The organism is Aromatoleum anaerobium (assembly GCF_012910705.2).
Classification (GTDB): Bacteria; Pseudomonadota; Gammaproteobacteria; order Burkholderiales; family Rhodocyclaceae; genus Aromatoleum; species Aromatoleum anaerobium.
Window position 1 is genome coordinate 59,351 of record NZ_WTVG02000032.1, and the last position, 23,011, is coordinate 82,361.

General features: G+C 66.6%; 22 protein-coding genes. 8 read left to right on the plus strand and 14 right to left on the minus strand.

All coding sequences use genetic code 11. The annotated features are described in order from the left end of the window. Positions 1–89: 89 nt before the first annotated feature. On the minus strand, positions 90–2,936 hold the full coding sequence (locus tag GO606_RS01560) for a valine--tRNA ligase (protein ID WP_169117934.1): 2,847 nt from the start codon (positions 2,934–2,936) through the stop codon (positions 90–92). A gap of 355 nt (positions 2,937–3,291) precedes the next feature. Between GO606_RS01560 and GO606_RS01565 the strand changes: the two genes are divergently transcribed. The 3 genes from GO606_RS01565 (at position 3,292) to GO606_RS01575 (ending at position 7,663) form a co-directional block, all read left to right on the plus strand. Continuing rightward, positions 3,292–4,497 carry a CAP domain-containing protein gene (locus GO606_RS01565; RefSeq protein WP_169117933.1) on the plus strand — a complete coding sequence of 402 codons (1,206 nt, stop codon included), beginning with the start codon at positions 3,292–3,294 and terminating at the stop codon, positions 4,495–4,497. A 150-nt stretch (positions 4,498–4,647) separates the two neighbouring features. Beyond that, the gene (locus GO606_RS01570; RefSeq protein ID WP_169117932.1) at positions 4,648–6,372 is read left to right on the plus strand and encodes a type I secretion system permease/ATPase; all 1,725 of its coding nucleotides are present in this window, start codon (positions 4,648–4,650) and stop codon (positions 6,370–6,372) included. Further along, positions 6,359–7,663 carry an HlyD family type I secretion periplasmic adaptor subunit gene (locus GO606_RS01575; protein ID WP_169117931.1) on the plus strand — a complete coding sequence of 435 codons (1,305 nt, stop codon included), beginning with the start codon at positions 6,359–6,361 and terminating at the stop codon, positions 7,661–7,663. The genes GO606_RS01570 and GO606_RS01575 overlap by 14 nt, the downstream gene beginning before the upstream one ends. A gap of 83 nt (positions 7,664–7,746) precedes the next feature. Here the strand turns inward: GO606_RS01575 and GO606_RS01580 are convergent, their stop codons facing one another. The 3 genes from GO606_RS01580 to GO606_RS01590 are packed head-to-tail and all read right to left on the minus strand — an operon-like array spanning position 7,747 to position 10,216. Next, positions 7,747–8,259 (minus strand): hypothetical protein, encoded by a 513-nt coding sequence (locus GO606_RS01580; RefSeq protein ID WP_169117930.1) that lies wholly within the window; start codon positions 8,257–8,259, stop codon positions 7,747–7,749. After that, positions 8,256–8,693: a DNA polymerase III subunit chi gene (locus tag GO606_RS01585; protein ID WP_169117929.1), complete on the minus strand. Its 438-nt coding sequence runs from the start codon at positions 8,691–8,693 to the stop codon at positions 8,256–8,258. Before GO606_RS01585 ends, GO606_RS01580 begins: the two co-directional genes overlap by 4 nt. Positions 8,694–8,710: 17 nt before the next feature. Further along, the gene (locus tag GO606_RS01590; RefSeq protein WP_169117928.1) at positions 8,711–10,216 is read right to left on the minus strand and encodes a leucyl aminopeptidase; all 1,506 of its coding nucleotides are present in this window, start codon (positions 10,214–10,216) and stop codon (positions 8,711–8,713) included. 109 nt (positions 10,217–10,325) lie between these two features. Here GO606_RS01590 and lptF point away from each other — a divergent pair, with 109 nt between their 5' ends. Then, positions 10,326–11,405 (plus strand): LPS export ABC transporter permease LptF, encoded by a 1,080-nt coding sequence (gene lptF, locus GO606_RS01595; protein ID WP_169117927.1) that lies wholly within the window; start codon positions 10,326–10,328, stop codon positions 11,403–11,405. After that, entirely contained in the window at positions 11,402–12,481 is a 1,080-nt protein-coding gene (gene lptG, locus GO606_RS01600) for an LPS export ABC transporter permease LptG (RefSeq protein ID WP_169117926.1), read from the plus strand. The genes lptF and lptG overlap by 4 nt, the downstream gene beginning before the upstream one ends. Before the next feature lie 122 nt (positions 12,482–12,603). On the opposite strand, the gene rplS is transcribed toward lptG, so the two are convergent. The 4 genes from rplS to rpsP form a co-directional block, all read right to left on the minus strand. Then, positions 12,604–12,990, minus strand: a complete 387-nt coding sequence (gene rplS / locus GO606_RS01605; protein ID WP_169117925.1) for a 50S ribosomal protein L19 — start codon at positions 12,988–12,990, stop codon at positions 12,604–12,606. 85 nt (positions 12,991–13,075) lie between these two features. Continuing rightward, on the minus strand, positions 13,076–13,867 hold the full coding sequence (gene trmD, locus GO606_RS01610; RefSeq protein ID WP_169117924.1) for a tRNA (guanosine(37)-N1)-methyltransferase TrmD: 792 nt from the start codon (positions 13,865–13,867) through the stop codon (positions 13,076–13,078). 7 nt (positions 13,868–13,874) lie between these two features. Continuing rightward, on the minus strand, positions 13,875–14,381 hold the full coding sequence (gene rimM, locus GO606_RS01615) for a ribosome maturation factor RimM (RefSeq protein ID WP_169117923.1): 507 nt from the start codon (positions 14,379–14,381) through the stop codon (positions 13,875–13,877). A 21-nt stretch (positions 14,382–14,402) separates the two neighbouring features. Beyond that, entirely contained in the window at positions 14,403–14,654 is a 252-nt protein-coding gene (rpsP, locus tag GO606_RS01620; protein ID WP_011239832.1) for a 30S ribosomal protein S16, read from the minus strand. A 190-nt stretch (positions 14,655–14,844) separates the two neighbouring features. Between rpsP and GO606_RS01625 the strand changes: the two genes are divergently transcribed. Then, positions 14,845–16,368 carry a hypothetical protein gene (locus GO606_RS01625; RefSeq protein WP_169117922.1) on the plus strand — a complete coding sequence of 508 codons (1,524 nt, stop codon included), beginning with the start codon at positions 14,845–14,847 and terminating at the stop codon, positions 16,366–16,368. On the opposite strand, the gene GO606_RS01630 is transcribed toward GO606_RS01625, so the two are convergent. Then, on the minus strand, positions 16,356–17,579 hold the full coding sequence (locus GO606_RS01630) for a YihY family inner membrane protein (RefSeq protein ID WP_169117921.1): 1,224 nt from the start codon (positions 17,577–17,579) through the stop codon (positions 16,356–16,358). The two genes, GO606_RS01625 and GO606_RS01630, sit on opposite strands and share 13 nt — an antisense overlap. A 66-nt stretch (positions 17,580–17,645) precedes the next feature. Here GO606_RS01630 and GO606_RS01635 point away from each other — a divergent pair, with 66 nt between their 5' ends. Both GO606_RS01635 and GO606_RS01640 read left to right on the plus strand, forming a co-directional pair. Continuing rightward, the gene (locus GO606_RS01635) at positions 17,646–17,810 is read left to right on the plus strand and encodes an NADPH-dependent FMN reductase family protein (protein ID WP_425532176.1); all 165 of its coding nucleotides are present in this window, start codon (positions 17,646–17,648) and stop codon (positions 17,808–17,810) included. After that, complete coding sequence (locus GO606_RS01640) at positions 17,810–18,169, plus strand: DUF2069 domain-containing protein (protein WP_169117920.1); 360 nt, start codon at positions 17,810–17,812, stop codon at positions 18,167–18,169. The genes GO606_RS01635 and GO606_RS01640 overlap by 1 nt, the downstream gene beginning before the upstream one ends. 38 nt (positions 18,170–18,207) lie before the next feature. On the opposite strand, the gene GO606_RS01645 is transcribed toward GO606_RS01640, so the two are convergent. The 5 genes from GO606_RS01645 to GO606_RS01665 form a co-directional block, all read right to left on the minus strand. Then, complete coding sequence (locus GO606_RS01645; RefSeq protein WP_169117919.1) at positions 18,208–19,743, minus strand: 2-isopropylmalate synthase; 1,536 nt, start codon at positions 19,741–19,743, stop codon at positions 18,208–18,210. Positions 19,744–20,026: 283 nt separating this feature from the next. Continuing rightward, positions 20,027–21,346: a ferredoxin reductase family protein gene (locus GO606_RS01650; RefSeq protein ID WP_169117918.1), complete on the minus strand. Its 1,320-nt coding sequence runs from the start codon at positions 21,344–21,346 to the stop codon at positions 20,027–20,029. Positions 21,347–21,414: 68 nt separating this feature from the next. Beyond that, positions 21,415–21,837, minus strand: coding sequence for a PepSY domain-containing protein (locus GO606_RS01655; RefSeq protein WP_169117917.1), 423 nt, complete (start codon positions 21,835–21,837; stop codon positions 21,415–21,417). A gap of 123 nt (positions 21,838–21,960) precedes the next feature. Next, positions 21,961–22,455: a diheme cytochrome c gene (locus GO606_RS01660; RefSeq protein ID WP_169117916.1), complete on the minus strand. Its 495-nt coding sequence runs from the start codon at positions 22,453–22,455 to the stop codon at positions 21,961–21,963. Between the two features lie 63 nt (positions 22,456–22,518). Further along, on the minus strand, positions 22,519–22,935 hold the full coding sequence (locus tag GO606_RS01665; RefSeq protein ID WP_169117915.1) for a DUF1924 domain-containing protein: 417 nt from the start codon (positions 22,933–22,935) through the stop codon (positions 22,519–22,521). Positions 22,936–23,011: the final 76 nt, after the last annotated feature.

The window sequence follows — 23,011 nt, forward strand, 5'->3', positions numbered from 1 at the left end:
GGCGCAGCCGCACCGGCATGCATCGGGGCCGATGAAAAAGGGGCCGCCCATCGACTGCGGGCGGCCCCTTGCATTGTGCCGTTGCTGACTCAGCGCGCGCCGAGTTTTTCCAGTTGCGGACGCAGTTTTTCGAGCGTGGCGCCGAAGCCGGCAAGGCGCTCGCGTTCCTGCTGCACGACTGTGGCCGGCGCGCGCGCGACGAAACTCTCGTTGGCGAGCTTGCTCTCGGCCTTCGTCATTTCGCCTTCGAGGCGGGCGATCTCTTTCGCGATGCGCTCGCGCTCGGCGGCGATGTCGATTTCGACGCGCAACATCAGCTTGAAGCTGCCTGCGACGGCGACCGGGGCGAGTTCGTCGGTGCCGATCTCGTCGACGACCGCGACCTCGGACAGCCGCGCCAAGCCGGCGAGATACGGCACATAGCTCTTGAGTGTCGTCGCGTCGCCTGCGGCGACGAGCGGCATGCGCTGGGCCGGCGAGATGTTCATCTCGCTGCGCAGGTTGCGGCAGGTGCCGACGATCGCCTTCAGCTCGGCGATCTTCGCCTCAGACGCTTCGTCGAGCCGCGACAGGTCGGCCTCGGGGTAGCGCGCCAGCATGATGCTGTCGGTGTCCTTGCGCCCGGCCAAGGATGCCACCGTCTGCCACAGCTCCTCGGTGATGAACGGAATCAGCGGATGCGCGAGGCGCAGCACCGTCTCCAGCACGCGCAGCAAGGTGCGGCGCGTCGCGCGCTGCTGCGCTTCGGTGCCGCCCTGGATCTGCACTTTGGCGAGTTCGAGGTACCAGTCGCAGTACTCGTCCCAGACGAATTCATACACTGCCTTCGAGACGAGGTCGAAGCGGTAGTCCTTGAAGTGCTGCGCGACGTCAGCTTCGGTGCGCTGCAGCTTCGACACGATCCAGCGGTCGGCGAACGAGAAGTCGAGGTGCGCGGCGTTGCACGCGGCGCTGCCGGCCGCAGCACTGATGCCGCAGTCCTGGCCTTCGCAGTTCATCAGCACGAAGCGCGTCGCGTTCCACAGCTTGTTGCAGAAGTTGCGGTAGCCCTCGCAGCGCGACAGGTCGAACTTGATGTCGCGCCCCGGCGTCGCGAGGGACGCGAACGTGAAGCGCAGCGCGTCGGTGCCGAACGCAGGGATGCCTTCGGGGAATTCCTTGCGCGTCTTCTTTTCGATGCTCTGCGCCTGCTTCGGGTTCATCAGGCCGACGGTGCGCTTCTTCGCGAGCTCGTCGGCCGAGATGCCGTCGATGAGGTCGATCGGGTCGAGCACGTTGCCTTTCGATTTCGACATCTTCTGGCCCTCGGCGTCGCGGATCAGGCCGTGCACATAGACGTCGCGGAACGGGATCTTACCGGTGACGTGCTTCGTCATCATCACCATGCGCGCGACCCAGAAGAAGATGATGTCGAAGCCGGTGACGAGCACCGACGACGGCAGATAGAGGTCGAGCGCGTCGTTCGACTTTTCCGGCCACTCGGCCGTCCAGTCGAGCGTCGAGAACGGCCACAGCGCCGACGAATACCACGTGTCGAGCACGTCCTCGTCGCGGCGCAGGCGGCCGGTGTAGCCGTCCTGCGCGGCGCGCGCCTTCGCTTCCGCTTCGTCGTGCGCGACCCACACGCGCGCGTCGCCTTCGACGTCCGCGTACCACGCCGGGATCTGGTGGCCCCACCACAGCTGGCGCGAGATGCACCAGTCCTGGATGTTGTTGAGCCACTGGTTGTAGGTGTTGATCCAGTTCTCCGGATAGAAGCGGATCTCGCCCGAGGCGACGCATTCGAGTGCCTTCGCGGTGATGCTTTTGCCATCTGTGCCAGGCTTCGTCATTGCGACGAACCACTGATCGGTCAGCATCGGCTCGATGACGGCGCTGGTGCGGTCGCCGCGCGGCACCATCAGCTTGTGCGGCTTGATGCCGGCGAGCAGCCCCTGCGCTTCGAGGTCCTGCACGATGACTTCGCGTGCGACGAAGCGGTCCAGGCCGCGGTATTTCTCCGGCGCGTCGTCGCTGACGTGCGCGTCGAGCCGCAGGATGCTGATCATCGGCAGATTGTGGCGCAGGCCGACCGCGTAGTCGTTGAAGTCGTGCGCCGGCGTGACCTTCACGCAGCCGGTGCCGAACTCGCGGTCGACATAGTCGTCGCCGATGATCGGGATGTCACGGTCGCACAGCGGCAGGCGCACGGTCCTGCCGATCAGGTCGGCGTAGCGCTCGTCTTCCGGATGCACCATCACCGCGACGTCGCCGAGCATCGTCTCGGGACGGGTGGTTGCGACGGTCAGGCCTTTCATCTCGCCGATCGGCCCGTCGCTGAACGGGTAGGTGATGTGCCACAGGAAGCCGTCTTCCTCTTCCGACACCACTTCGAGGTCCGACACCGCGGTGCCGAGCTTCGGGTCCCAGTTCACGAGCCGTTTGCCGCGGTAGATCAGGCCCTCGTTGTAGAGACGCACGAAGGTCTCGGTGACGGTCTTCGACAGGCCTTCGTCCATCGTGAAGCGCTCGCGCTTCCAGTCGGGCGACGTGCCGAGGCGGCGCATCTGGCGCGTGATCGTGCCGCCCGAGTATTCCTTCCACTCCCACACCTTTTCGATGAACTTCTCGCGCCCGAGGTCGTGGCGCGAGACGCCTTTCGCGTCGAGCTGGCGTTCGACGACGATCTGCGTCGCGATGCCGGCGTGGTCGGTGCCCGGCTGCCACAGCGTGTTGAAGCCGCGCATGCGATGGTAGCGGGTCAGCGCATCCATGATCGTCTGGTTGAAGCCATGGCCCATGTGCAGCGTGCCGGTGACGTTCGGCGGCGGCAGCAGGATGCAGAAGGCGTTCGGGTTCGACTTGTCGAGGCCGGCGTCGAAATGACCGCGCGCTTCCCATTCGGGATACCAGCGGGCTTCGATCGCCGCGGGCTCAAAACTTTTGGCCAGTTCCATGATGTGCTCGGGGGCTTGAAGGCAAAGGGCGGATTATAGCGGATCGAGGCCCGGCCCCCGGAACGCGACAAGTCGATCAGGCAGCCTGCATTGGAACGCATTGGAACGCAGAGGTCGCGCCACGCCCGCGCCACGCCCGCGCGTCGCCGATTGGCCGGCGTTCGCCACTCTTGCTTACATTTTTCAGGGCGATCAACGGGTTGCAGGGGCGGGACAGCTCATGTCTAATGGCTCGCCCCGTTCTGGGGACCAGAGTTGTGAACAACGCTTGGGTGCGGCACCAGCCGGGAACGCGCTGCACGGCGCAGTGCCTGCCTCATCCGACTCCTCGAATCGAATAACACCAGGACAGCACATGTCGCAAGCCAACGCCTACGAGCAGTACATGCTCGAACTCATCAACAGCGAACGCGCCAAGGTGGGCGCCCAGCCCCTCGCCTTCGATGGCGATCTGAACGAATCGGCCGAGAATCACAGTTCATGGATGATCGCGACCGACACTTTCTCGCATACCGGCGCAGGCGGATCGAGTGCAGGTGATCGCATGAAGGCGGCGGGCTACGTGTTCAGCGGCTCGTGGGCGTGGGCCGAGAACATTGCCTGGATGAGCACACGCGCCCCTGCGGGCCTGCAGGACGAGGTGCTGCAACTTCACACCAACCTGATGAATTCCTCCGGTCACCGCGCCAACCTGCTGAACGACACCTACCGCGAGATCGGCGTCGGTCTCGAGGTCGGCCAGTACGGCAGCTACGAAGGCGCATTTGTCACGCAGAACTTCGCCCGTACCGCGTCCAGCCCTTTCCTGACCGGTGCCGCCTTCGACGATCTGGACGGCGACCGGCGCTATGACATCGGCGAAGGTCTCGGCAACATCACCATCAGCGCCAGGAACAACACTACCGGAGCGGTGACGACCGCGACGACGACGGCAGCGGGGGGTTACGACGTCGGACTGACTGCCGGCACCTACACGGTGACGTTTTCCGGCAGCGGATTCGCCACGACGACGCAGCAGGCCACGATCGGTACCCGGAACGTTAAACTCGATCTGGTGGACCCGGTCGCCAGCGGCGGTACCACGGCACCGGCACCGCAGCCCGGCACGATTACCGGCACGTCGGCGGCGAACACGCTGAGCGGGACGACCGGCAACGACGTGATCTTCGGCCTCGGGGGCGCCGACAAACTGTACGGCCGGGCGGGTGCCGACCAGCTGGACGGCGGTACCGGCAACGACTGGTTGTGGGGCGGAGCGGACATCTTCGTGTTCGACGCGCCCTTTGTCGGCGCCGTCGACCGCATTACCGACTTTTCGCCGGCGGACGATACGATTCGCCTGGAGAACGCGATCTTCACCGGCCTGGTTACGGGTGGCTTGAGCACCGCTGCCTTCCATGCCGGTACGAAAGCGCACGATGCGACGGATCGGGTGATCTACGATGCCGGGACGGGCGCGGTATATTTTGACGCCGACGGTACCGGCACGATGGCCGCCCAGCAGTTCGCCCAGCTGACGCCGGGACTTGTCGTCACCCAGACTGACTTCTACGTCATCTGATCGTGCCGGGGCGGAGCATCGCCGCTTCGCCCCGGATCGCCGCCCGTCATCCGCGCGCAAGCATCTCGGCGGGAGCGGCGTGGCACCTCCATCGCACGCGGCCGGTACGATCCGGGACCGACGTCGCGGACCCCCACGGACTGTTCTTCGATGATTAAATCGCTCGCGACATTGTTGCGCTCCCCCGCGCTCGCGGGCCTCGACCGTCGCTCGCTGGTGACCGTGGCTGTCGCCAGCATCGCCATCAACCTGCTCATCTTCGCCTTGCCGCTCTATTCGCTCCAGGTGTATGACCGGGTGCTGACCTCGCGCAGCCTCGATACCTTGTGGCTGCTGACCCTGATCGTCGCCGTCGCCCTGTCGCTGTCGGCGCTGATCGATACCCTTCGCGCCCGCATGCTGCTGCGGGTGGGGAATGCCTACGCGCTGGCGCTGGGGCCGCGCCTGATGGATGCGTCGATTGCCCATTCGGCGCGCCTGGCCGAACCCTCGGCGCAGGCGCTGCGCGACCTGCACACGGTGCGCTCGTTCGTGACCGGAGCGCAGGGCCTGGTGAGCCTGATCGACGCACCGCTGGTCCCGGTCTTCCTGGTCGGCGTGTATGCGATGCACGCGGGGTTGGGCAGCGTGATGCTGGCGGGCATGGTGAGCCTCGTCGCGCTCGCGCTGGCCACCGACGGCCTGACCGGCAAGTTGCTGCGCGCGGCCGGCGAGGCCGGTATCGATGCTCAGCGCCGCGTCGAAGGTGTGATGCAGAATGCCGAGGTCGTCGAGGCGATGGGGATGCGCGCCGCGATGCGGGCCTCCTGGCAGGTCGCCCAGACCGAGTCGATGAGCCTGGCGAGCGCGGCGGCCGAGCGGGCTGCGCATCTGTCCGGGCTGGTGAAGGCGGTGCGCCTGCTGCTCAACCTGCTGCTTGCCGCCGCCGGTGCGTGGTACGTGATCCACGACGAAATCACCATCGGCGTCATGGTCGCCGCCAGCATCCTGGCGGCGCGCGGCCTGGCACCGCTGGAGGCGATGATCGGCGCCTGGAAAGGCCTCGTATCGACGCGTGCCGCGATCGATCGCATCAATACCGCACTGGAGCACTTTCCCCGCACTGAATCGGCGATGTCGCTGCCCGTGCCGTGCGGCCGGCTCAGTGTCGAACGCCTGGTATATGCGCCGCCGGGGGCCGGTCAGCCGACGATCAAGGGAGTCAGCTTCAATCTCGAACCGGGCTGCTGGCTGGGGCTGATCGGCCCGTCCGCGGCCGGCAAGTCCACGTTGGCCAAGCTCATCTGCGGCGTCTGGCAGCCCGTGTCCGGTTCGGTACGCCTCGACGGTGCCGACGTGTTCGCCTGGAACCGGGCGGAGTTCGGCCGGCACTGCGGTTACCTGCCGCAGGACGTCGAACTTTTCGCCGGGTCGATTCGCGACAACATTGCGCGTTTCGGCCCGGCAGAGGATGCCGAAGTGGTCGCAGCAGCGCAGATGGCCGGCTGCCATCACATGATTCTTCGCTTTGCCAATGGCTACGACACACAGCTCGGCAGCAGCGGGGCGGCGCTGTCGGGCGGGCAGCGCCAGCGCATCGGGCTGGCGCGCGCGCTTTTCCGGCAGCCGCGGCTGATCGTTCTCGACGAGCCCAACGCGAGCCTCGACCACGAAGGCGAGACGGCCTTGCTGCAGGCGGTCGGCCGGGCGCGCGATGATGGCGCCACGATCGTCATGATCAGCCATCGTCCCTCGGTGCTGGCCCGTGCCGACATGCTGGCGGTGCTGGCGGACGGACAAGTGCAGCAGTTCGGGCCGCGCGAGGAGGTACTTGCACGTCTGCAGCCGGCGGTCCCGGCACGGCCAGTCGCTGGGGTCCGACGTGTCGGCGTTTGACCGCGCGAACGGGGGAAGGCCCGTCGTTCCGACCGATACCCGCTTCGATACGCGCGCTTTCTACGCGGTCGCGGTGTGTTTCTTCGGGTTTTTGCTGCTGTGGGGTGTCTTCGCCGAACTCGATTCCGGCGCCATTGCCGACGGCGAGGTGATTCCGGCGGGGCGGGTGAAGACCGTTCAGCATCTGGAGGGTGGCATCATCCAGGCGATCCTGGTGCGCGAAGGGGAATCCGTCAGTGCGGGCACGGAACTGTTGCGGCTCGAGGACACCGAGGCACGCGCCCAGCTCACTATCGCGGAAACCGATCGTGCTGCGCAGGAGGCCCTGGTGCAGCGACTGGAGGCCGAGCGTGACGGTCGTCCCTACCGTCCTGCCCCCGAGGTGGCGGCTTCGCCGAGCGTGATGGCGCAGGTGCGCCTGTTCGAATCGCGCCAGGACGCGCTGAGAAAGGAAGAGGCCGGCCTGAACGTGCGCCTCGCCGGTATCCGCCGCGAACTGCAGAGCTGGGAAGGCAAGGGCGCTGCGCTGGTCGAGCTGCAGACGAATGCCGCAGAGGAGAGCCGGCTGAACCAGCGGCTGTTCGAGAAGAACTTCATCTCGCGCCCGCGCCTGCTGCAGCTGCAGGGCCAGCAGGCCGAAAGTGCCGCCCGGCTCTCGGAAAACTCGGCCGAGATCGCGCGATCGCGCCAGCGCCTGGCCGACACCGAGGTGGCGATCGCGAAGCTGAAGAATGACTGGATGAGCACGCTGCTGGAAGAACTGCGCCGTGCCCAGGAGGCCGCGGCGGCTGCGCGCGAGCGGGTGACGGTGGCGCGCGACCGGCTGGCGCGCACGCGCCTCGTGGCACCGCAGGACGGTATCGTCAATGATCTGCGCTACACCACGGTCGGCGGCGTCGTGCCGCCGGGAGGTGCGGTGCTGGATGTGGTGCCGGTCGCTGAACGCCTGGTCGTGGAGGCACGTGTCCTGCCCGATGACATCGATGTTGTGCGGACGGGGCTGGCGGCGCGGGTGCGGCTGACGGCGTACAAGGCGCGCTCGCATATCAGCCTCGTCGGTACGGTGACGCATGTATCGGGCAGTACCTTCCGCGACGAGCACGCCCAGAGCCGCCCCTTCTACAAGGCGCGGGTCGAGATCGATGCGAAGGAACTGGACAAGGTGGAGCGCGGCCTGCTGATTCCGGGCATGCTCGCCCAGGTCGAAATCGTGGCCGGCAAGCGCAGCGCCATGCGCTACCTGTTCGACCCGATCATCGACAGCATGAACCGCGCTTTCAAGGAGAGCTGACGCGCCCCACGCGCAGAGGCATTCGACGGACGGGAAAAGCTTGAGTCCCGCTCGCAGTGCTCGCGAGCGTTGAGGCACCCTCTCTATTTGTCGCGCGAGAGCGTGCGAGATCCGGCGCCGTTGTCCGGGCCGCCTTCCAGGCTGCGCGAGATGCGCTCCGACAAGGCCGGGAGCAGGGTCGCGCGCAGGTGGGCGCGCGCCTCGACCTGCAGGCGATCGGCGAGTTTGTCGAGTTCGCGCGACAGTAGCTGCGGCAGTTCGGTGGCGAACCAGCTTTCGACTTCGCGCGAGATTGCGGTATCGAGGCTGACGAGCTGTTCGGCGAGCTCGCTGGCGGCGAGCGGGACGGACTCGGCGGCCGTCGCGGCCGCTGCAGGCCCCGGTTCGGCAAGCTCCAGCCCTTCCAGTTCGGACGGGTCGACGATATCGGTCAAGACCGGCAGTTCGTCGTCGTCGAGCGCGACGAATTCATCGGGTTTCGGAAGATCCGCGCCTTGGTGGCGGCGCAGCAGCGCATTGGCCTTGTCGAGGAGTTCGTCGGCAGCTTTCAGGTCGTCGTCCGGATCGATGCGCGGCGGCGCGCTCCAGCTGCTCATAACGCCTCCCGCCGTGCCGCGTCGAACGCCTGCAGCGGCAGTTCGCGTTGCTTGTAGTGCGTCCAGCGCGCACGTGCCGGGAGCTTCTGTGCCTCGCCCTGGCCGACGATCTCGACGAGCATGCGAAAGCGCTCGAAATCCGGCGGGATGTCGTCGGCGAGATTGAACAGCAGCTCGGCGTGCGGCCACGCGGTCGCCCGGGTGGCGTCGCCGATGACCACCGGAGTCCGCGCCGCCAGCGGCGCGTCGACCATGACGTGGGGAACGAACATCAGCGGGTCGAAGCTCCACAGCAGCTGATCGAGCTCGCGCGCCGCAGCCGCGCCCGGTACCCGCACCGCAACGCGGCGCCCGCCCGCGTAGGCGCGGGCAGCCAGTTCGCACGCCAGCGCGAGAGGGTTCTCGGCGTTGTGGTAGAACTGCACCCGCGTCATGACCGTCGACGCCGCGTTCAGCCCGGCGCCCCCTGGCTGCGGGCGATCAGGAACTCGGCGAGCAGCGGCACCGGCCGTCCCGTCGCGCCCTTGGCGTCGCCCGACACCCACGCGGTGCCGGCGATATCGAGATGCGCCCACTTGTACGCCTTCGTGAAGCGCGCGAGGAAGCACGCCGCGGTGATCGTGCCGGCGAAGCGCCCGCCGATGTTGCCCATGTCGGCGAAATTGCTCTTCAGCAGCTCCTGGTATTCGTCCCACAACGGCAGCTGCCACGCGCGGTCGCCGGACACGGTGCCGCAATCGAGCAACTCGCGCGCGAGCGCGTCGTCGTTGGCCAGCAGTCCGCTCGGGATCTTGCCGAGCGCGACGACGCAGGCGCCGGTGAGCGTCGCGATGTCGACGACGCAGGCGGGCTTGAAGCGTTCGGCGTAAGTCAGCGCGTCGCACAGGATCAGCCGGCCTTCGGCGTCGGTGTTGAGGACCTCGATCGTCTGCCCGCTCATCGACGTGACGACGTCGCCCGGTTTCGTCGCCCCGCCGCCCGGCATGTTCTCGGTTGCCGGGATCAGGCCGACGACGTTGATCGGCAGCGCCATCCGCGCGATCGCCTTGAACGTACCGAGCACGCTCGCCGCGCCGCACATGTCGAACTTCATCTCGTCCATTTCGGCGCCGGGCTTCAGCGAAATGCCACCGGTATCGAAAGTGATGCCTTTGCCGACCAGCACGACCGGCTTGTCCTTCGACTTGCCGCCCTTGTAGTGCATGACGATGAACCTGGGCGGCTGATGCGAGCCGCGCGCGACCGACAGCAGCGAGCCCATGCCGAGCTTTTCCATGTCGTCGCGGTCGAGCACTTCGACCTTGAGCTTGTACTGCTTGCCCAGCGCAACGGCGGTGTCGGCGAGATAGCTCGGCGTGCAGAAGTTGCCGGGGAGGTTGCCCAGGTCCTTCGCCAGCGCCATGCCTTCTGCAATCGCCTGGCCGCGCTGGACCGCCGCCTCCATGCTCGCCGTGATCTTCTCGCCCGTCAGCAGCACGACTTTGCCCGCGCCGCGCCGCTTCGAGTCCTTGTTCTTGTCCTTGCTCTTCGTCGCGTCGAAGCGGTACGCGCCGTCCGCGATCGCGCGGACGAGCTGCTGCAGCGCCCAGTCGATGTCGCGTCCGGGTACGGGAGTGTCGGCGAGGCATACGGCGACATCGTTCGCCGCCCCCGAAGCGAGAGCCTTGCCGACAGCGGCGAGCGCGTCGCGCCACGCCTTGTCGCCGAACTCGTCCCGCTTGCCGAGGCTCACGGCCAGCACGCGTTCGCAGGCGCTGCCGGGCAAGTCGTGGATCGCGAGCACCGAGCCCGCCTTGTCTTCCAGATCGCCACGGCCGAGGACCGCCGCGAATTTCCCCTTCGAAGCCTTGTCGAGGGCCGCAGCCGCGTCGCCAAGCTGTCCGTCGGCAAAGACGCCGACCACCACGCTGCCGGTCTTCAGTTTTTCCGGCGTCCCGGTCTTTATGGTAAATTCCACGCACAGCTCCTTTGATAGACGCGACGTTCCGATTGACGCCGATTATGGCCCGTCCCCGGCGAATGCGTCAAAAGTCACTTTCCCCAACGCATATCGAATCCTTCGCGCGATGATTTTCAGCCGCGCTCTTCAGCGTGAGTTCTTCCAGTCGGCCGCCGGGGTGTTCGTGGCGCTGTTCGCCATTCTGATCACCGTGGTGCTGATTCGCCTGCTCGGCCAGGCTGCCGGCGGGCGCCTGCCGTCCGATGCGGTGCTCGCGCTGATCGGCTTCGGTTCGCTGAGCCGCTTGCCGATCGTGCTGTCGCTGACGGTTTTCATCGCGGTGCTGCTGTCGCTGTCACGCTCGTACCGCGATTCCGAGATGGTCGTCTGGTTCGCTTCCGGGCTGCCGCTGACCGCGTTCATTCGTCCCGTGCTGCGCTTTGCGTTGCCGATCGTGTTCACGATCGCGGCGGTGACATTGTTCGTCGCGCCGTGGGCGCAGCTGAAGAGCGCGCAATACCAGGCGCGGATCGATTCGCGCAACGACGCATCGCGCGTTGCGCCCGGCGTGTTCCGGGAATCGGTCGGCGCGCAGCGGGTGTTCTTCGTCGAGATGGGGGCGGGCGAGGATGGCAAGGTTCGCAACGTCTTCGTCAGCACCGAGAAGGACGGACGGCTCGACGTCATCGTATCGGCCGAAGGGTCGCTGCGCACCGACCCGAACGGCGATCGCTTCATCGTCCTCGAGAAGGGCCGGCGCTACGAGGGCGAGCCCGGTTCGCCTGAATACCGCGTGCTGGAATTCGACCGCTACAGCGTCCTGGTCGAGGAACGCGAGGCGGCCGGTCCGGCGTCGCGCGCCAGCACCACCCCGACGCTGGAACTGCTGGCCGACCCCACCCCCCGCAAGCTCGGCGAACTGCTCGGCCGTATCGGCATGCCGGTCGCCGCGCTGCTGCTGGCCTTGATGGCGATCCCGTTGTCGTTTGTCAATCCTCGTGCGGGACGCGCGAACAACCTGCTGTTCGCGATCCTGACGTATCTGGTCTACAGCAATGCGATCAGCGTGTTCCAGGCCTGGGTGTCGCAGGGCCGGCTGCGGTTCGAACTGGCGGTATGGCTGCCGCACGTCGTCGTCCTCGCGGTTCTCGCGCTGATGTTCTATCGGCGGCTGGCGATTTCCCCGTTCTGGCGAGCCCGCGCATGAACCGCGTGCTGACCCGCTATCTCGCGCGGGAAATCCTCGGCGCGACGGCGATGGTGCTGCTGGCCTTCCTCGGCCTGTTCGTGTTCTTCGACTTCATCAACGAGCTCGATGTGGTCGGCAAGGACGGCTACGAACTGCACCACGCGCTGATTTTCGTCGTGATGCTCATCCCGGGCCGGGTGTACGAGCTGCTGCCGGTGGCGGTGCTGATCGGCACGCTGTACGCGCTGACGACGCTCGCGCGCCATTCCGAAATCACCGTCATGCGAGTGTCCGGGCTGTCGACGCCAGCGATGCTGCGCGCCCTCGGCGGGATCGGCGTGATCTTCGTCGTGCTGACGTTCGTCATCGGCGAATACGTCGCGCCGCCTGCCGAGCAGGCGGCGCAGCAGTGGCGGCTGACGGCGACCCATTCGGCAGTGTCGAACCAGTTGCGCTCGGGGCTGTGGGTCAAGGACGGTCCGCGCGTCGTCAATGTGCGCACAGTGCTGCCCGATCGCAGCATGGAAAAGGTGCGGATCTACGATTTCGACGCGCAACACGCGCTGCTGTCGATCAGCGAGGCGGCCACCGGGCGTTACGACGCCGCGCAGCAGGGGTGGCGGCTCGAAGAGGTGCGGCAGACGAGATTCCTCGGCGACCGCACCGAGGTTGTCGATCTGGCGGAGCTCTCGTGGCCTTCGGACCTGACGCCGGAAGTCCTGAGCGTGCTGATGGTCGTTCCGGAACGCATGTCGGTGACGACTCTCTTCGCGTACATCAACCACCTGCGCGAGAATCGCCAGAACGCCGACCGTTATGAAATCGCGCTGTGGAAGAAGCTCGTCTATCCGTTCGCGGCGCTCGTCATGATGGCGCTGGCGCTGCCGTTTTCCTTCACCCACGACCGCATGGGCGGCGTCAGCATGAAAGTGTTTCTCGGCGTCATGCTCGGTATCGGCTTCCACCTGCTGAATGGCCTCTTTTCGAGCCTCGGCGTGATCAACAGCTGGCAACCCGCGCTGGCGGCGCTGACGCCGAGCGCGCTGTTCCTTGCCGCCGCAGCGGGAATGCTGGTCTGGGTCGAGCGGCGCTGACGCAACGCCGGGCGGCGGCGGAAGCCCTCGCTGGGGCGAAGTCGAGCGGTGAGGGACAGAGTGAGGTGGACAAAAAAAACGGGCCCCGCAAGGCCCGTTTCCAGCTACCGATCGACGTCCGCTCAAGCTTTCTTCGCGGCCGGCGCCTTGTAGTTCAGCTTTTCCTTGATCCGTGCCGACTTGCCCGAGCGCTCGCGCAGGTAGTACAGCTTGGCGCGGCGCACGTCGCCGCGGCGCTTCACCTCGATGCTGTCGACCAGCGGCGAGTAGGTCTGGAACGTGCGTTCCACGCCTTCGCCCGAGGAGATCTTGCGGACGATGAAATTGGAGTTCAGGCCGCGATTGCGCTTCGCGATCACGACGCCTTCATAAGCCTGCAGACGTTCGCGCGTGCCTTCCTTGACTTTCACCTGAACGACCACGGTGTCACCGGGAGCGAACGCGGGGATGGTCTTGTTCTGCGTGAGGCGGACGATTTCTTCCTGTTCGAGCTGCTGAATCAGGTTCATTTGCGACTCCTGTCGTTTCAATGGCACTTGGCCTTGCGTGCAGAGCAGGCCGGAAGCCTGATGCATGCGGTTTGTATGCGGGCCTTCAGGCGCTGCCGCCTTCGACCCCTTCTTGTTCGTGCCTGAATTCTTCAAGCAGCGACAATTCTTCCTTGTTCAGCTTGCGCCCCTGCAGCAGGTCGGGCCGCCGTCGCCACGTCGTGCCCAGCGCCTGCTTGAGCCGCCAGCGACGGATCGCGGCGTGATTGCCGGAGAGCAGCACCTGCGGTACACGCTCCCCTTCGTAAATCTCCGGTCTCGTGTAGTGGGGGCAGTCGAGCAGGCCATCCACAAACGAGTCCTCCTGCGCCGATTCCGCATCGTTCAGCGCCCCGGGCAGTTGGCGCACGATCGCGTCGAGCAGCACCATCGCCGGCAGTTCGCCGCCCGAAAGGACGAAATCCCCGAGCGACAGTTCTTCATCGACGCAGCGATCGATCAGCCGTTGATCGACCCCTTCGTACCGTCCGCACAGCAACGTCAGCGCCGGCAGGGTGGTCAGTTCCACAACCTTGGCGTGATCCAGCGGCCGGCCTTGCGGCGACAGGTAGATCACGCGTCCCGCGGCCCCGAGCGCCTGCTCCTGCGCCGCTTTTGCCCTGCCGATCGCTTTCTCGAGCGGTTCGGCCAGCATCACCATCCCCGGTCCGCCGCCATACGGGCGGTCATCCACGGTCCGGTGCGGGTCGGTGACGAAATCCCGCGGGCTGTGGAAGGCGATCTCGTAGAGGCCGCGTTCCAGCGCCCGCCGCGTGATGCCGCTCGCGGTCAGCGCCGCGAACATTTCCGGGAACAGCGTGATTACATCGAAACGCCTTGCGGCGGCCGGGGTGTTCACGCTGCCGTCACCAGTCCTTTTGCCAATCGACACGGATCGTCCGGGCTGCGAGATCCACGTCGAGCACGTAGGCAGCGACGAACGGAATGAGCCGTTCGTCGTCGCCGTCGCGCACCTGCAGTACGTCGTGCGCGCCTGTCGACATCAAGGCTTCGACCGTGCCGAGTGCTTCGCCGGCCTGGTTGACCACCGCCAGTCCGATGAGGTCGCCCCAGTAGTATTCGTCCGCGTCGGGTTTGGGCAGCGCTTCGCGCGGCGCCCCGATGAAGCGGCCCTGAAGCGCTTCGGCCGCATTGCGATCGTCGTGGCCGACGAAAGCTGCAACCAGGCCGGCGCCGTGCTCCTTGAAGCCCGCGAGCTTGACCGGTTGCCATGCCGATTCAGGGGCGTCGGCGTCGTCCGCGAGCCACCACTGCGGCATCTCGCCCCAGGACAGCGGATCATCCCCGAAAGGATGAACCCTGACCCATCCCTTGACGCCAAAAGGGGCGACAATGCGCCCCAGTACGATCATGTCGGCAGGCTGCCGGAACGATCAGGCAGCGGCTTTCGCTGCTTGCTTGGCCAGACGGAGCACCGTCGGCGACAGCTGGGCGCCGTGCTGCTTCCAGTATTCCAGGCGCTCGGCGTTGACGACCAGGCCTTTTTCGGACTCGGCGGCCATCGGATTGTAGAAACCAACGCGCTCGATGAAGCGCCCATCGCGACGGTTGCGCGAATCGGCGGCGACGATGTTGTAGAAGGGGCGCTTTTTGGCGCCACCACGGGCAAGGCGAATGACGACCATTTGGGTGTCCTGATCAGTAGGTGCGAAAAGCCGATGATTGTAGGGCATATGCCCGACGGGGACAAGCGCTGCCTTCATCGTGACGCAATTCACGCGCGGTCGATGTTGCGGGCGAGGGGGGCGGTGCAAGGCGCGCAGCGCCGTGATTCTTGAATAGAATGCCGGACCTTTTCGACGGAACCCGATCCGCATGACTTTCCCCGAGCCTGTTCCGGCTTCCATCGCCGCCGCACTTGCGTGGCTCGACGCGGAGCCTGCCGACGACCCGGTCGTGGACCTGGAAAGGCTGCGCGGGCATTTCACCGCGCTTTCGGCCCTGCTGGTCGGCGACGCGCAATTCCTCCAGTGCGTCGAACAGTTCGAAGCGCGGGTGCTCGATGTCTGCGAACGCTTCAAGTCCCGGCTTCTCGCCGCGGCGCTGCCGGTGCCGCGCAGGCAGTACGTTGCGGCAACTGAACTGGCCGGATCGCTGCTGGAGATCGCCGTGAGTCTGCAGCGGGTGATGGCGGCGGTGCGCGAAGGAGGGTTGCGGGCATGCAGCGATCCGGACATCTACTGCGCACGAGCGTTGCGGCTCGTGGAGGAAGCCTACCTGGTCGCGATGATGTGCGGCAGACCGGCTCCGGCGGAGTTGTGGCGCCTCGCTTGCGAGCTCGTTGTCGCCGGCGCCCATGCCGGCGGAGACGGGGAGGCGCTTTCCGGTACGGCTACGGCCGACGTGGCGCTGCAGTTCAAGCGCCTCTTGGCGCTGGCCGCGCTGCAACCGGAAACCCTGACCGCTCGGGAACTCGTGTGGGCGCACGATTTCCTCGGACAGGCAGCGGTCGCGGCGGAGTTTTCACGCGCGCCGCTCCTGCCGGCCTCGGCCGCATTCTGGATCGACCAGGCGGCGGGCGCCCCGCCGGTGGCGATGGCGCGCGGCGAGCCGCCCCTGTCGGACAAATTGCTGTATTTCTCCGCTTACGGCGTCGCCCGCGCGATCTTGCCAAAGCTCGAATGGCTCAGGGCGGGTATCTCTCCGGAGGAGTCGGTGGGGTTCGCGCCGGACAGCGAGGCGTTCGGAGTGGAGGGACCGGGACTGCCGGTCGGGCTGACCCCGGACGAGGCGTTGTCGCTGCTCGGGCGGATGCGCGAGCGCTGGACGTCTCCCCCGAGCCGCACCCAGGCGCGGCGCTCCGGTCGATATCCCGTGCAGGTGTGTGTCGGGTTGCAGGCGATCTGGGACGTGAGCCGCGGTGCTGCAGACCCGGAGAGCATTGCCGAATGGACCGTGGTCAACGAGAGTTCGGGCGGGTACGCGATCATCGCGGTGTCGGGCGTGACGGGCGGCGTGGCGGCGGGGATGCCGCTGGCCCTGCGCCGGGATGCCGCCGAGCCGTGGACGCTGTGCCTGGTGCGCTGGATTCGCAACGACAGTCCGGATCGGGTCGAGCTCGGATTACAGGTGATCGCGTCCGGGTGGAGCGCCGTCTCGGTGGGTTTTGGCGGCGGCGACACGCGTGCGATGGCTCCAGCGCTGCGGTTGGCGCCGGTCCCCGCCTTGCGCCGCCATCCGGCGCTCGTCGCCCCGGCCGGCACCTGCACGTCGCGCGAGTTCAGCCTCGTGCACGAGAGCGATCACCTCTATGTCGCGCAGGCGCGGGTCCTCGGTCTGGACATGCAGACGACGAGTGTGGAAATCTTTCAGTACGAAATCGATCTCTACCCCGTCTGAAGCGGACTCCCGGCGGAAGTCAGCGCGGACAGCGGCAGATCGGCCGAATGCAGGGCCGTGGCGAGCCGCTCGGCGATGCGTCGCAATGCCTCATCGCCGCCCGAAGCGTCGCGCCAGGCGGCGGGAGACAGCGCGAAGCGGTTCACGACGGCCGCCACGCCGATCTCCGCGGCTTGCCGGCTCAGCAGCCAGTTCCCTTCTTCGGTGTGCGCGACCCAGCCGGCGTCGCGCATCTCGCCCAGCAGGGCCTCGCCTTCGTTGCTGCTGACGCGCGCACCGGCTTGCAGTGTCGCGAATGGAAGGGTGGTGCCGGCGTGCTGGGCTTCGGCCAGCGCGACGAGCATCGTCACGGCGGCCCAGGCGCGGTCGCCGGGAAATGCGCGCAGCATGCGCGCGCGCTCGAAGAAGCCCGGCAGGGTGGCCGACAGCGCGGCGCCAAGCAGGATCACGACCCACGACAGATAGAGCCAGACGAGAAAGATCGGCAGCGCCGCGAAGGTGCCGTAGATCAGCGTATACGTCGGCATGCGGACGATGAAGAGCCCGAACAGCCGCTGCATCAGCACGAACACGACCGCTGCCGCGATGCCGCCGGCCAGCGCGTGCAGCATCCGCACGGGGTGGTTCGGGACCGCGTAGTAGAGAAAGCTGAACAGCGAACCGAGGAGGACGGTCGGCACGAGGCGGGCAAATGTTGCGCCGACCCACGACCCTTCACCGGCCAGCGCGATCGATGTCGCGACCAGATGGCCGGTCGCGAGCACGCTGCCGCCGAGCGCAAGCGGGCCGAGGGTCAGTGCAAACCAGTGGACCATGAGGCGCGTGAGGAGCGGGCGCGGACGCCGCACCCCCCAGATGTGATTGAACACGTGGTCGATCGTCATGAGCAGCATCAGTGCGGTGAGCACCAACAGCACGGTGCCGATCAGCGTGAGCCCGGCCGCTTGCTGCGAGAACTGGAACGCGTAGGTCGCGATGATCTGTCCGGCACGGTCCGGCAGGAGGTTTTCGAGCAGGAACGTGCGCAGTGACGCGCCGAGCCGCGAGAACGCGGGAAAGTTGCTGAACAGCGCGATGATCACCGTGACCAGCGGAACGATCGCCAGCAGCGTCGTGAATGCGAGGCTGCCTGCGACCTGCGGGCAGCGGGTGGCGAGGAAACGTCCGCCCAAGAGGCGCATGAACTCCCGGGCGGCGGTCAGCGGCATCATCGAGTGGGTTCCGGGCGGCGCGAGGCGGGCGCGTATAATTCCGTCATTCTAGCCGCGGCTGTCCACATGAAAGAAATCCTTGTCCTGTATCGAAGCGGCGGCACGCCGTATGGCGCGAGCCATGTGTCGGGCGCGGATGGCAATCCCGAACCGAGCGACGACGAGATCCGCCTGCCCGCGGCGTTCGGGCGGCGCCTCGCGTCGAGCGCGCTGAAACTCGCGGAGGGGTGATGACGCTGCGCGCCTTGAACCTCGCATCGAGCGTCCTGCTCGTCGCCTTGATCGCGCTGTGCCTGCTGTGGGAGATCTGGCTCGCGCCGCTGCGGCCGGGCGGTTCGTGGATGATGCTGAAAGTGTTGCCGTTGATGCCGGCGCTGTTCGGCGTGTTGAAAGGGCGGCGCTACACCTACCAGTGGCTGTCGATGCTGGTGTTGCTGTACCTCGTCGAAGGGGTCGTGCGCGCGACCGATCCCGGCCTGGCCGGAGCACTCGCGATCGCCGAGGCGATCCTCGCGATGCTGTTGTTCGCGAGCGCCGTGCTGTATGCACGGCTCTCGGCGCCGTCGCGCCAGCGGCGGACGAACGGCTGACTGCGGCCGCCGGCGTCATCGCTGGCGGCCACGGTGGTTCACAGCTGCGGGTTGAGCCGCTCGAACTTGCTGTGCAGCTTGTTCAGCGCGTTGAGATAGGCCTTGGCCGACGCGACGATGATGTCGGTATCGGCGCCCTGGCCGTTGACGACCTTGCCTTCCCTGGCCAGGCGAACAGTGACTTCGCCCTGCGCGTCGGTGCCGGTGGTGATCGCATTGACCGAATACAGCAGCAACTCGGTGCCGCTGCCCGCGATCGCCTCGATCGCCTTGAACGCGGCATCCACAGGGCCGGATCCTTCGGCCGAAGTCCGCGTCTCCTGCCCGTCGACGGACAGCGTGAGGTCGGCCCGCGGCGTCTCGCCGGTCTCGGAATGGAAGCGCGAGGCAACGAGGCGGTAGTGCTCCTGGTCGGGAGTAACGACCTCGTCGCTCATCAGCGCCTGGATATCCTCGTCGAAAATCTCGTGCTTCTTGTCGGCGAGCTCCTTGAAGCGCGCGAACGCATGGTTCAGGTGTTCCTCGGACGCCACGACGATGCCGATTTCCTGCAGGCGGCTGCGGAACGCGTTGCGCCCGGAATGCTTGCCGAGCACGAGCTTGTTGGCGCCCCAGCCGACGTCCTCGGCGCGCATGATCTCGTAGGTCTCGCGGTGCTTGAGCACGCCGTCCTGGTGAATGCCGGATTCATGGGCGAAGGCGTTCGCGCCGACGATCGCCTTGTTCGGCTGGACCGGAAAGCCGGTGACGCCGGACACCAGCTTCGACGCCGGCACGATCTGCGTGGCGTCGATGCGCGTGTCGCACGGGAACACGTCCTGGCGCGTGCGCACCGCCATCACCAGTTCCTCGAGCGCGGCGTTGCCGGCCCGTTCGCCGAGGCCGTTGAGCGTGCATTCGACCTGGCGCGCGCCCGCCATGACTGCGGCAAGCGAGTTCGCGACGGCAAGACCGAGGTCGTTGTGGCAATGCACCGACCACACGACCTTGTCGGCGTCCGGCACGCGCTCGATCAGCGTGCGGATGGTCTGTGCATACTGCTCGGGGACGTTATAGCCGACGGTGTCGGGCACGTTGATCGTCTTCGCGCCGGCCTTGATGACAGCCTCGAAGATGCGACAGAGAAAGTCAATCTCCGAGCGGCCGGCATCCTCGGCCGAGAATTCGATGTCGTCGGTGTATTCCTTCGCCCAGCCGACCGCGCGCACCGCCTGCTCGACGACCTGGTCGGGCGTCATGCGCAGCTTCATTTCCATGTGGATCGGGCTGGTCGCGATGAAGGTGTGGATGCGCCCGCGCGCGGCAGGAGCGATTGCCTCGCCGGCGCGGCGGATGTCGGCTTCGTTCGCGCGCGCGAGGCCACACACCGTCGATTCCCTGATCGCTTCCGCAATCGCGCGCACCGACTCGAAGTCGCCATTCGAGGCGGCAGGAAAACCGGCTTCGATGACGTCGACGCGCATCCGCTCCAGTTGCCGGGCGATGCGCAGCTTCTCGTCGCGGGTCATCGACGCGCCGGGGCTTTGTTCGCCGTCACGCAAGGTGGTATCGAATACGATCAAGTGGTCTTTCATCGTCGGCTCCTGGGGAAAATGAATGGTGGATAGCGAAAACGGATATGACCAGTGCCGGCGCTTTCACGCCGGCAGCAGGCAAACAACACGAAGGGAGGGGAATGTATTTAGCGCGCGGGGCGCAGCAGCGGGCCGAGCAGCAGCAGGCCCGCCGGCAGAAGGCGAAGCGACAGGAGGGAGGGGTCGCGTTCGAAAGTCATGCTTCGGACTATAAAACAGGCGCCGGAAATTGCGCAAGCGCGAGGCCGATTGTTTTTGTCGATCCTCGCGATTGCGCCCGGCTTCAGCGCATTTCGAACGCCTCCTGGTGAAACCGCACGCGCCCCATGCCCAGTTCGCGCAGTCCGCCGCGCAGCGCTTCGGCAAAAGCGCGCGGTCCGCAGAACCAGATTTCCGGCTGATGCTTGCCGGCGTGGCGGGCATGCAGTGCTTCGGCGGTCAGCGGCCGGTCGCGGTCGGTGCTGACGACATGCAGGCGGATCGTCGGCAGCGCAGCGCACAGCGATTCGAGGCGCGCAACGAACGGGTCGTCGTCGCGCTGGCGCGTGCAGTAGTAGAAGTCCGCGACCGGGGCTTCGGCCGGCGCTTCCTGCAGCGACTCGAGCCACGCGAGGAAAGGCGTGACGCCGATGCCGCCGGCAATCCAGACCTGTTCCGATTTGGGCGTGCCGCGGCGATAGTCGAAGCGGCCGTACGGGCCTTCGATCTTTATCGGCTGGCCGGCGCCGAGCCGCGCCGCGAGCCCGTGCGTATAGTCGCCGAGTCCCTTGATCTGGAACGTGATGCGCCGGTCACCGCGGTCGGCGCAGGCGATCGTGAAGGGGTGGGCGCCCTCGATGCGATCGAACGTGACGAACGCGAATTGCCCCGGCCGATGGCCGCGCCAGCCGTCCTCGAGACGACAGACGACCTCCGTCAGGCCGGACGCCTGTTCGTGCACGGCCTCGATATGGCCGCCGATCTGTCGGGCGCGACCGATGCGTCCGGACAACGAGCGCAGGCCCGAAACGGTGCCGGTGACGATGAACAGGGCGAGCAGTGCACCGATGGCACTCGTCCAGTAGTCGAGGGGCGCGAGGAACGCGGCGTGGATCGCGAGCATGCCGTACAGCACCGGCATCGCGTGGTGAAGGTAGCGCCACGGCCGGTACGGCAGGCGCTTCCACAGCGTCAGCAAGAGCATCGCGATCAGCGCGTAGATCGCCCATTCGCCGAGGTCCTCGGCGACGTCGCGCATGACTTCGAGAAAGCCGCCTTCGTGTTCTTTCGGCAGCCGGCCTGCGCGGCCGACAAGGGACTTGATGACGTCGTCGGACATCTCGACGAGCCAGTGCAGCGCGGCGAAGCCGATCGCGAGGATGCCGGCCCACTTGTGTACGCGGTAGATCCGGTCCATGCCGCCCAGCGGCCGCTCGAGCCACGCCGGCCGCGTCGCCAGCACGATCGCCAGCGACATCAGCGAGAACGCCCACAGCCCGGTGAGGTACAGCGCCTCCTGCCGCACCGCCCAGGGCAGGGACGCGCCCTCGGCGGGGTTTGATGACAGAGTGATGGCCCAGGCAAAGGTCACGAGCGCGAGGAAGCTGGCGAGTATGGTCTTCATGGTCGTGTCCGTGTGACGGGGGTCGGAAAATGGCCCGGCAGCGGCATTGGCCGAGCCGGGCCGTTCGCTCACACACCCAGGCCGCGGCGGGTCAGCCGGGTGCCGGGATCGAGCTCGGAGTTCCGTTCGGCGCCGCGCTCCGAGTCGCTCGTGGGCCGGGCACCGGAGTCGTCGCCACGGCGCCCGTCGCGCCCCTTGCGATCGGTGCGGGCGAGGTCGCCGTTCGTCGGATCGACGACGAGCTTGACCTTGCGTCCGTCGCGGTCGATGGCCTTGACTTCATATGCGTTGTCCTCGCGTTCGATCTCGCTGATGTCGCGGTAACCGGCGGCGACGATCTTTTCGTGGATCTGCGGAATCGACAGCCAATTGCCCCGTTCGGCGGCGCTGTCGGTCGCGACGTTCTGGGCGAACACCGGGGCGACCGTGAGGCCAGTGGCGAGCAGGCCGGCGCTGATGGCGATGGCGGTGACGAGGTGTGAAGTGCGCATGATTCGATCTCCTTGTGTCTCTTGGTTGCCGGTCGGGTTGTGACCGTGAAACCATTGTGCGAGGGCGGTGCTGAACGAAGCCTGAAGCGCGTGTTCATGCTGCGTTCAGCGTCCGAGCATTGCTCAGTCGTCCTCAAAATAGCCGTCGTTGGCGTCCACGTGGCATGCGAGACAGTTGGCCTTCGAGCCGACGTCCTTGTGCTGCCACTCGCTGCGGGACACCTCGTCATGCTCGCGGACCCATTTCGGCAGTTCGGTGATGCGCTGCGGAGAAGCCCCGGCCGGTACGCCTTTCATCAGCTTGCGGCCGTAGCGGCGCCCACCGGCGTCGGCGGCGTTGTCGACGAGATAGCGTGTGACATGAGCGGCTGTCTGGGGGTCGAGGCTGGCGTTGTCACCGAAATGGTCGTCGAGCTCGACCATCATGCGTCGCCACGATGCGGCCGGCAGCATCGCCGGCGGAAACGCCATGTGACAGCTGCCGCATTCGTCGACAGTGAGTTTGTCCTTGACGGGCGGGAAATAGTCGTCGCCGCCGGCGCGGGCCTTGGTCAGCACCGCGGCGGTCAGGCCGATGACGAGTAGGCCGGCGACGACCGGACGTACGGGTATGTTCATGCGATTCTCCTTTCCTGGGAGGCAAAACGTTTCGGCAGAGCGCGGAAGGGCGGGGAAGGGCGATCACTGATTCATCATGTAGGCGAGCCAGTCCCCCTTTTCGAGCGGGGTGCATTCGCGGCCCAGCACTTCGTCGCAATTGCGTTTGAACCATTTTTCGACTTTCGCGATGTCCTTGTAACGCTCTGGCGAAACCGACAGCGCCATCGGCTCGATGGGCTTGCGGGTGCGGGTGCGGCCGGCGCTGCGCGTGTCGTTTCCGTGGCAGGATGTGCAGGCCGGGGTGTCGGCCTTGCCCATGTTGTATTGCGTGCGATGCAGGGTTTCGCCGCGGGCGGCCGAGAACCCGGCAAACCCCGCGTCGGCTGCTTTCGCCGCTGCGGCATAGCGATCGATCAGGGTTTCCCGCGGGCCGCCGATTGCCGTGGATGCGAGGCCGAAAGCGCAAAGGAAACCGATTGCATAGCGTGTGGGGGTCATGTTTTCATCCTTGTCGTGGCGGAACTGCGGTTCCGGGCGAGAGGGCTGGTGAGGGCCATTACGAACCGTGACTGCA

Bases quoted from the DNA above. Each gene is read 5' to 3' on its own strand.
- GO606_RS01560 (WP_169117934.1), bottom strand. From the start codon at position 2,936: ATGGAACTGGCCAAAAGTTTTGAGCCCGCGGCGATCGAAGCCCGCTGG.
- GO606_RS01565 (WP_169117933.1), top strand. From the start codon at position 3,292: ATGTCGCAAGCCAACGCCTACGAGCAGTACATGCTCGAACTCATCAAC.
- GO606_RS01570 (WP_169117932.1), top strand. From the start codon at position 4,648: ATGATTAAATCGCTCGCGACATTGTTGCGCTCCCCCGCGCTCGCGGGC.
- GO606_RS01580 (WP_169117930.1), bottom strand. From the start codon at position 8,259: ATGAGCAGCTGGAGCGCGCCGCCGCGCATCGATCCGGACGACGACCTG.
- GO606_RS01585 (WP_169117929.1), bottom strand. From the start codon at position 8,693: ATGACGCGGGTGCAGTTCTACCACAACGCCGAGAACCCTCTCGCGCTG.
- lptF (WP_169117927.1), top strand. From the start codon at position 10,326: ATGATTTTCAGCCGCGCTCTTCAGCGTGAGTTCTTCCAGTCGGCCGCC.
- lptG (WP_169117926.1), top strand. From the start codon at position 11,402: ATGAACCGCGTGCTGACCCGCTATCTCGCGCGGGAAATCCTCGGCGCG.
- rplS (WP_169117925.1), bottom strand. From the start codon at position 12,990: ATGAACCTGATTCAGCAGCTCGAACAGGAAGAAATCGTCCGCCTCACG.
- rimM (WP_169117923.1), bottom strand. From the start codon at position 14,381: ATGATCGTACTGGGGCGCATTGTCGCCCCTTTTGGCGTCAAGGGATGG.
- rpsP (WP_011239832.1), bottom strand. From the start codon at position 14,654: ATGGTCGTCATTCGCCTTGCCCGTGGTGGCGCCAAAAAGCGCCCCTTC.
- GO606_RS01625 (WP_169117922.1), top strand. From the start codon at position 14,845: ATGACTTTCCCCGAGCCTGTTCCGGCTTCCATCGCCGCCGCACTTGCG.
- GO606_RS01630 (WP_169117921.1), bottom strand. From the start codon at position 17,579: ATGATGCCGCTGACCGCCGCCCGGGAGTTCATGCGCCTCTTGGGCGGA.
- GO606_RS01635 (WP_425532176.1), top strand. From the start codon at position 17,646: ATGAAAGAAATCCTTGTCCTGTATCGAAGCGGCGGCACGCCGTATGGC.
- GO606_RS01640 (WP_169117920.1), top strand. From the start codon at position 17,810: ATGACGCTGCGCGCCTTGAACCTCGCATCGAGCGTCCTGCTCGTCGCC.
- GO606_RS01645 (WP_169117919.1), bottom strand. From the start codon at position 19,743: ATGAAAGACCACTTGATCGTATTCGATACCACCTTGCGTGACGGCGAA.
- GO606_RS01650 (WP_169117918.1), bottom strand. From the start codon at position 21,346: ATGAAGACCATACTCGCCAGCTTCCTCGCGCTCGTGACCTTTGCCTGG.
- GO606_RS01655 (WP_169117917.1), bottom strand. From the start codon at position 21,837: ATGCGCACTTCACACCTCGTCACCGCCATCGCCATCAGCGCCGGCCTG.
- GO606_RS01660 (WP_169117916.1), bottom strand. From the start codon at position 22,455: ATGAACATACCCGTACGTCCGGTCGTCGCCGGCCTACTCGTCATCGGC.
- GO606_RS01665 (WP_169117915.1), bottom strand. From the start codon at position 22,935: ATGACCCCCACACGCTATGCAATCGGTTTCCTTTGCGCTTTCGGCCTC.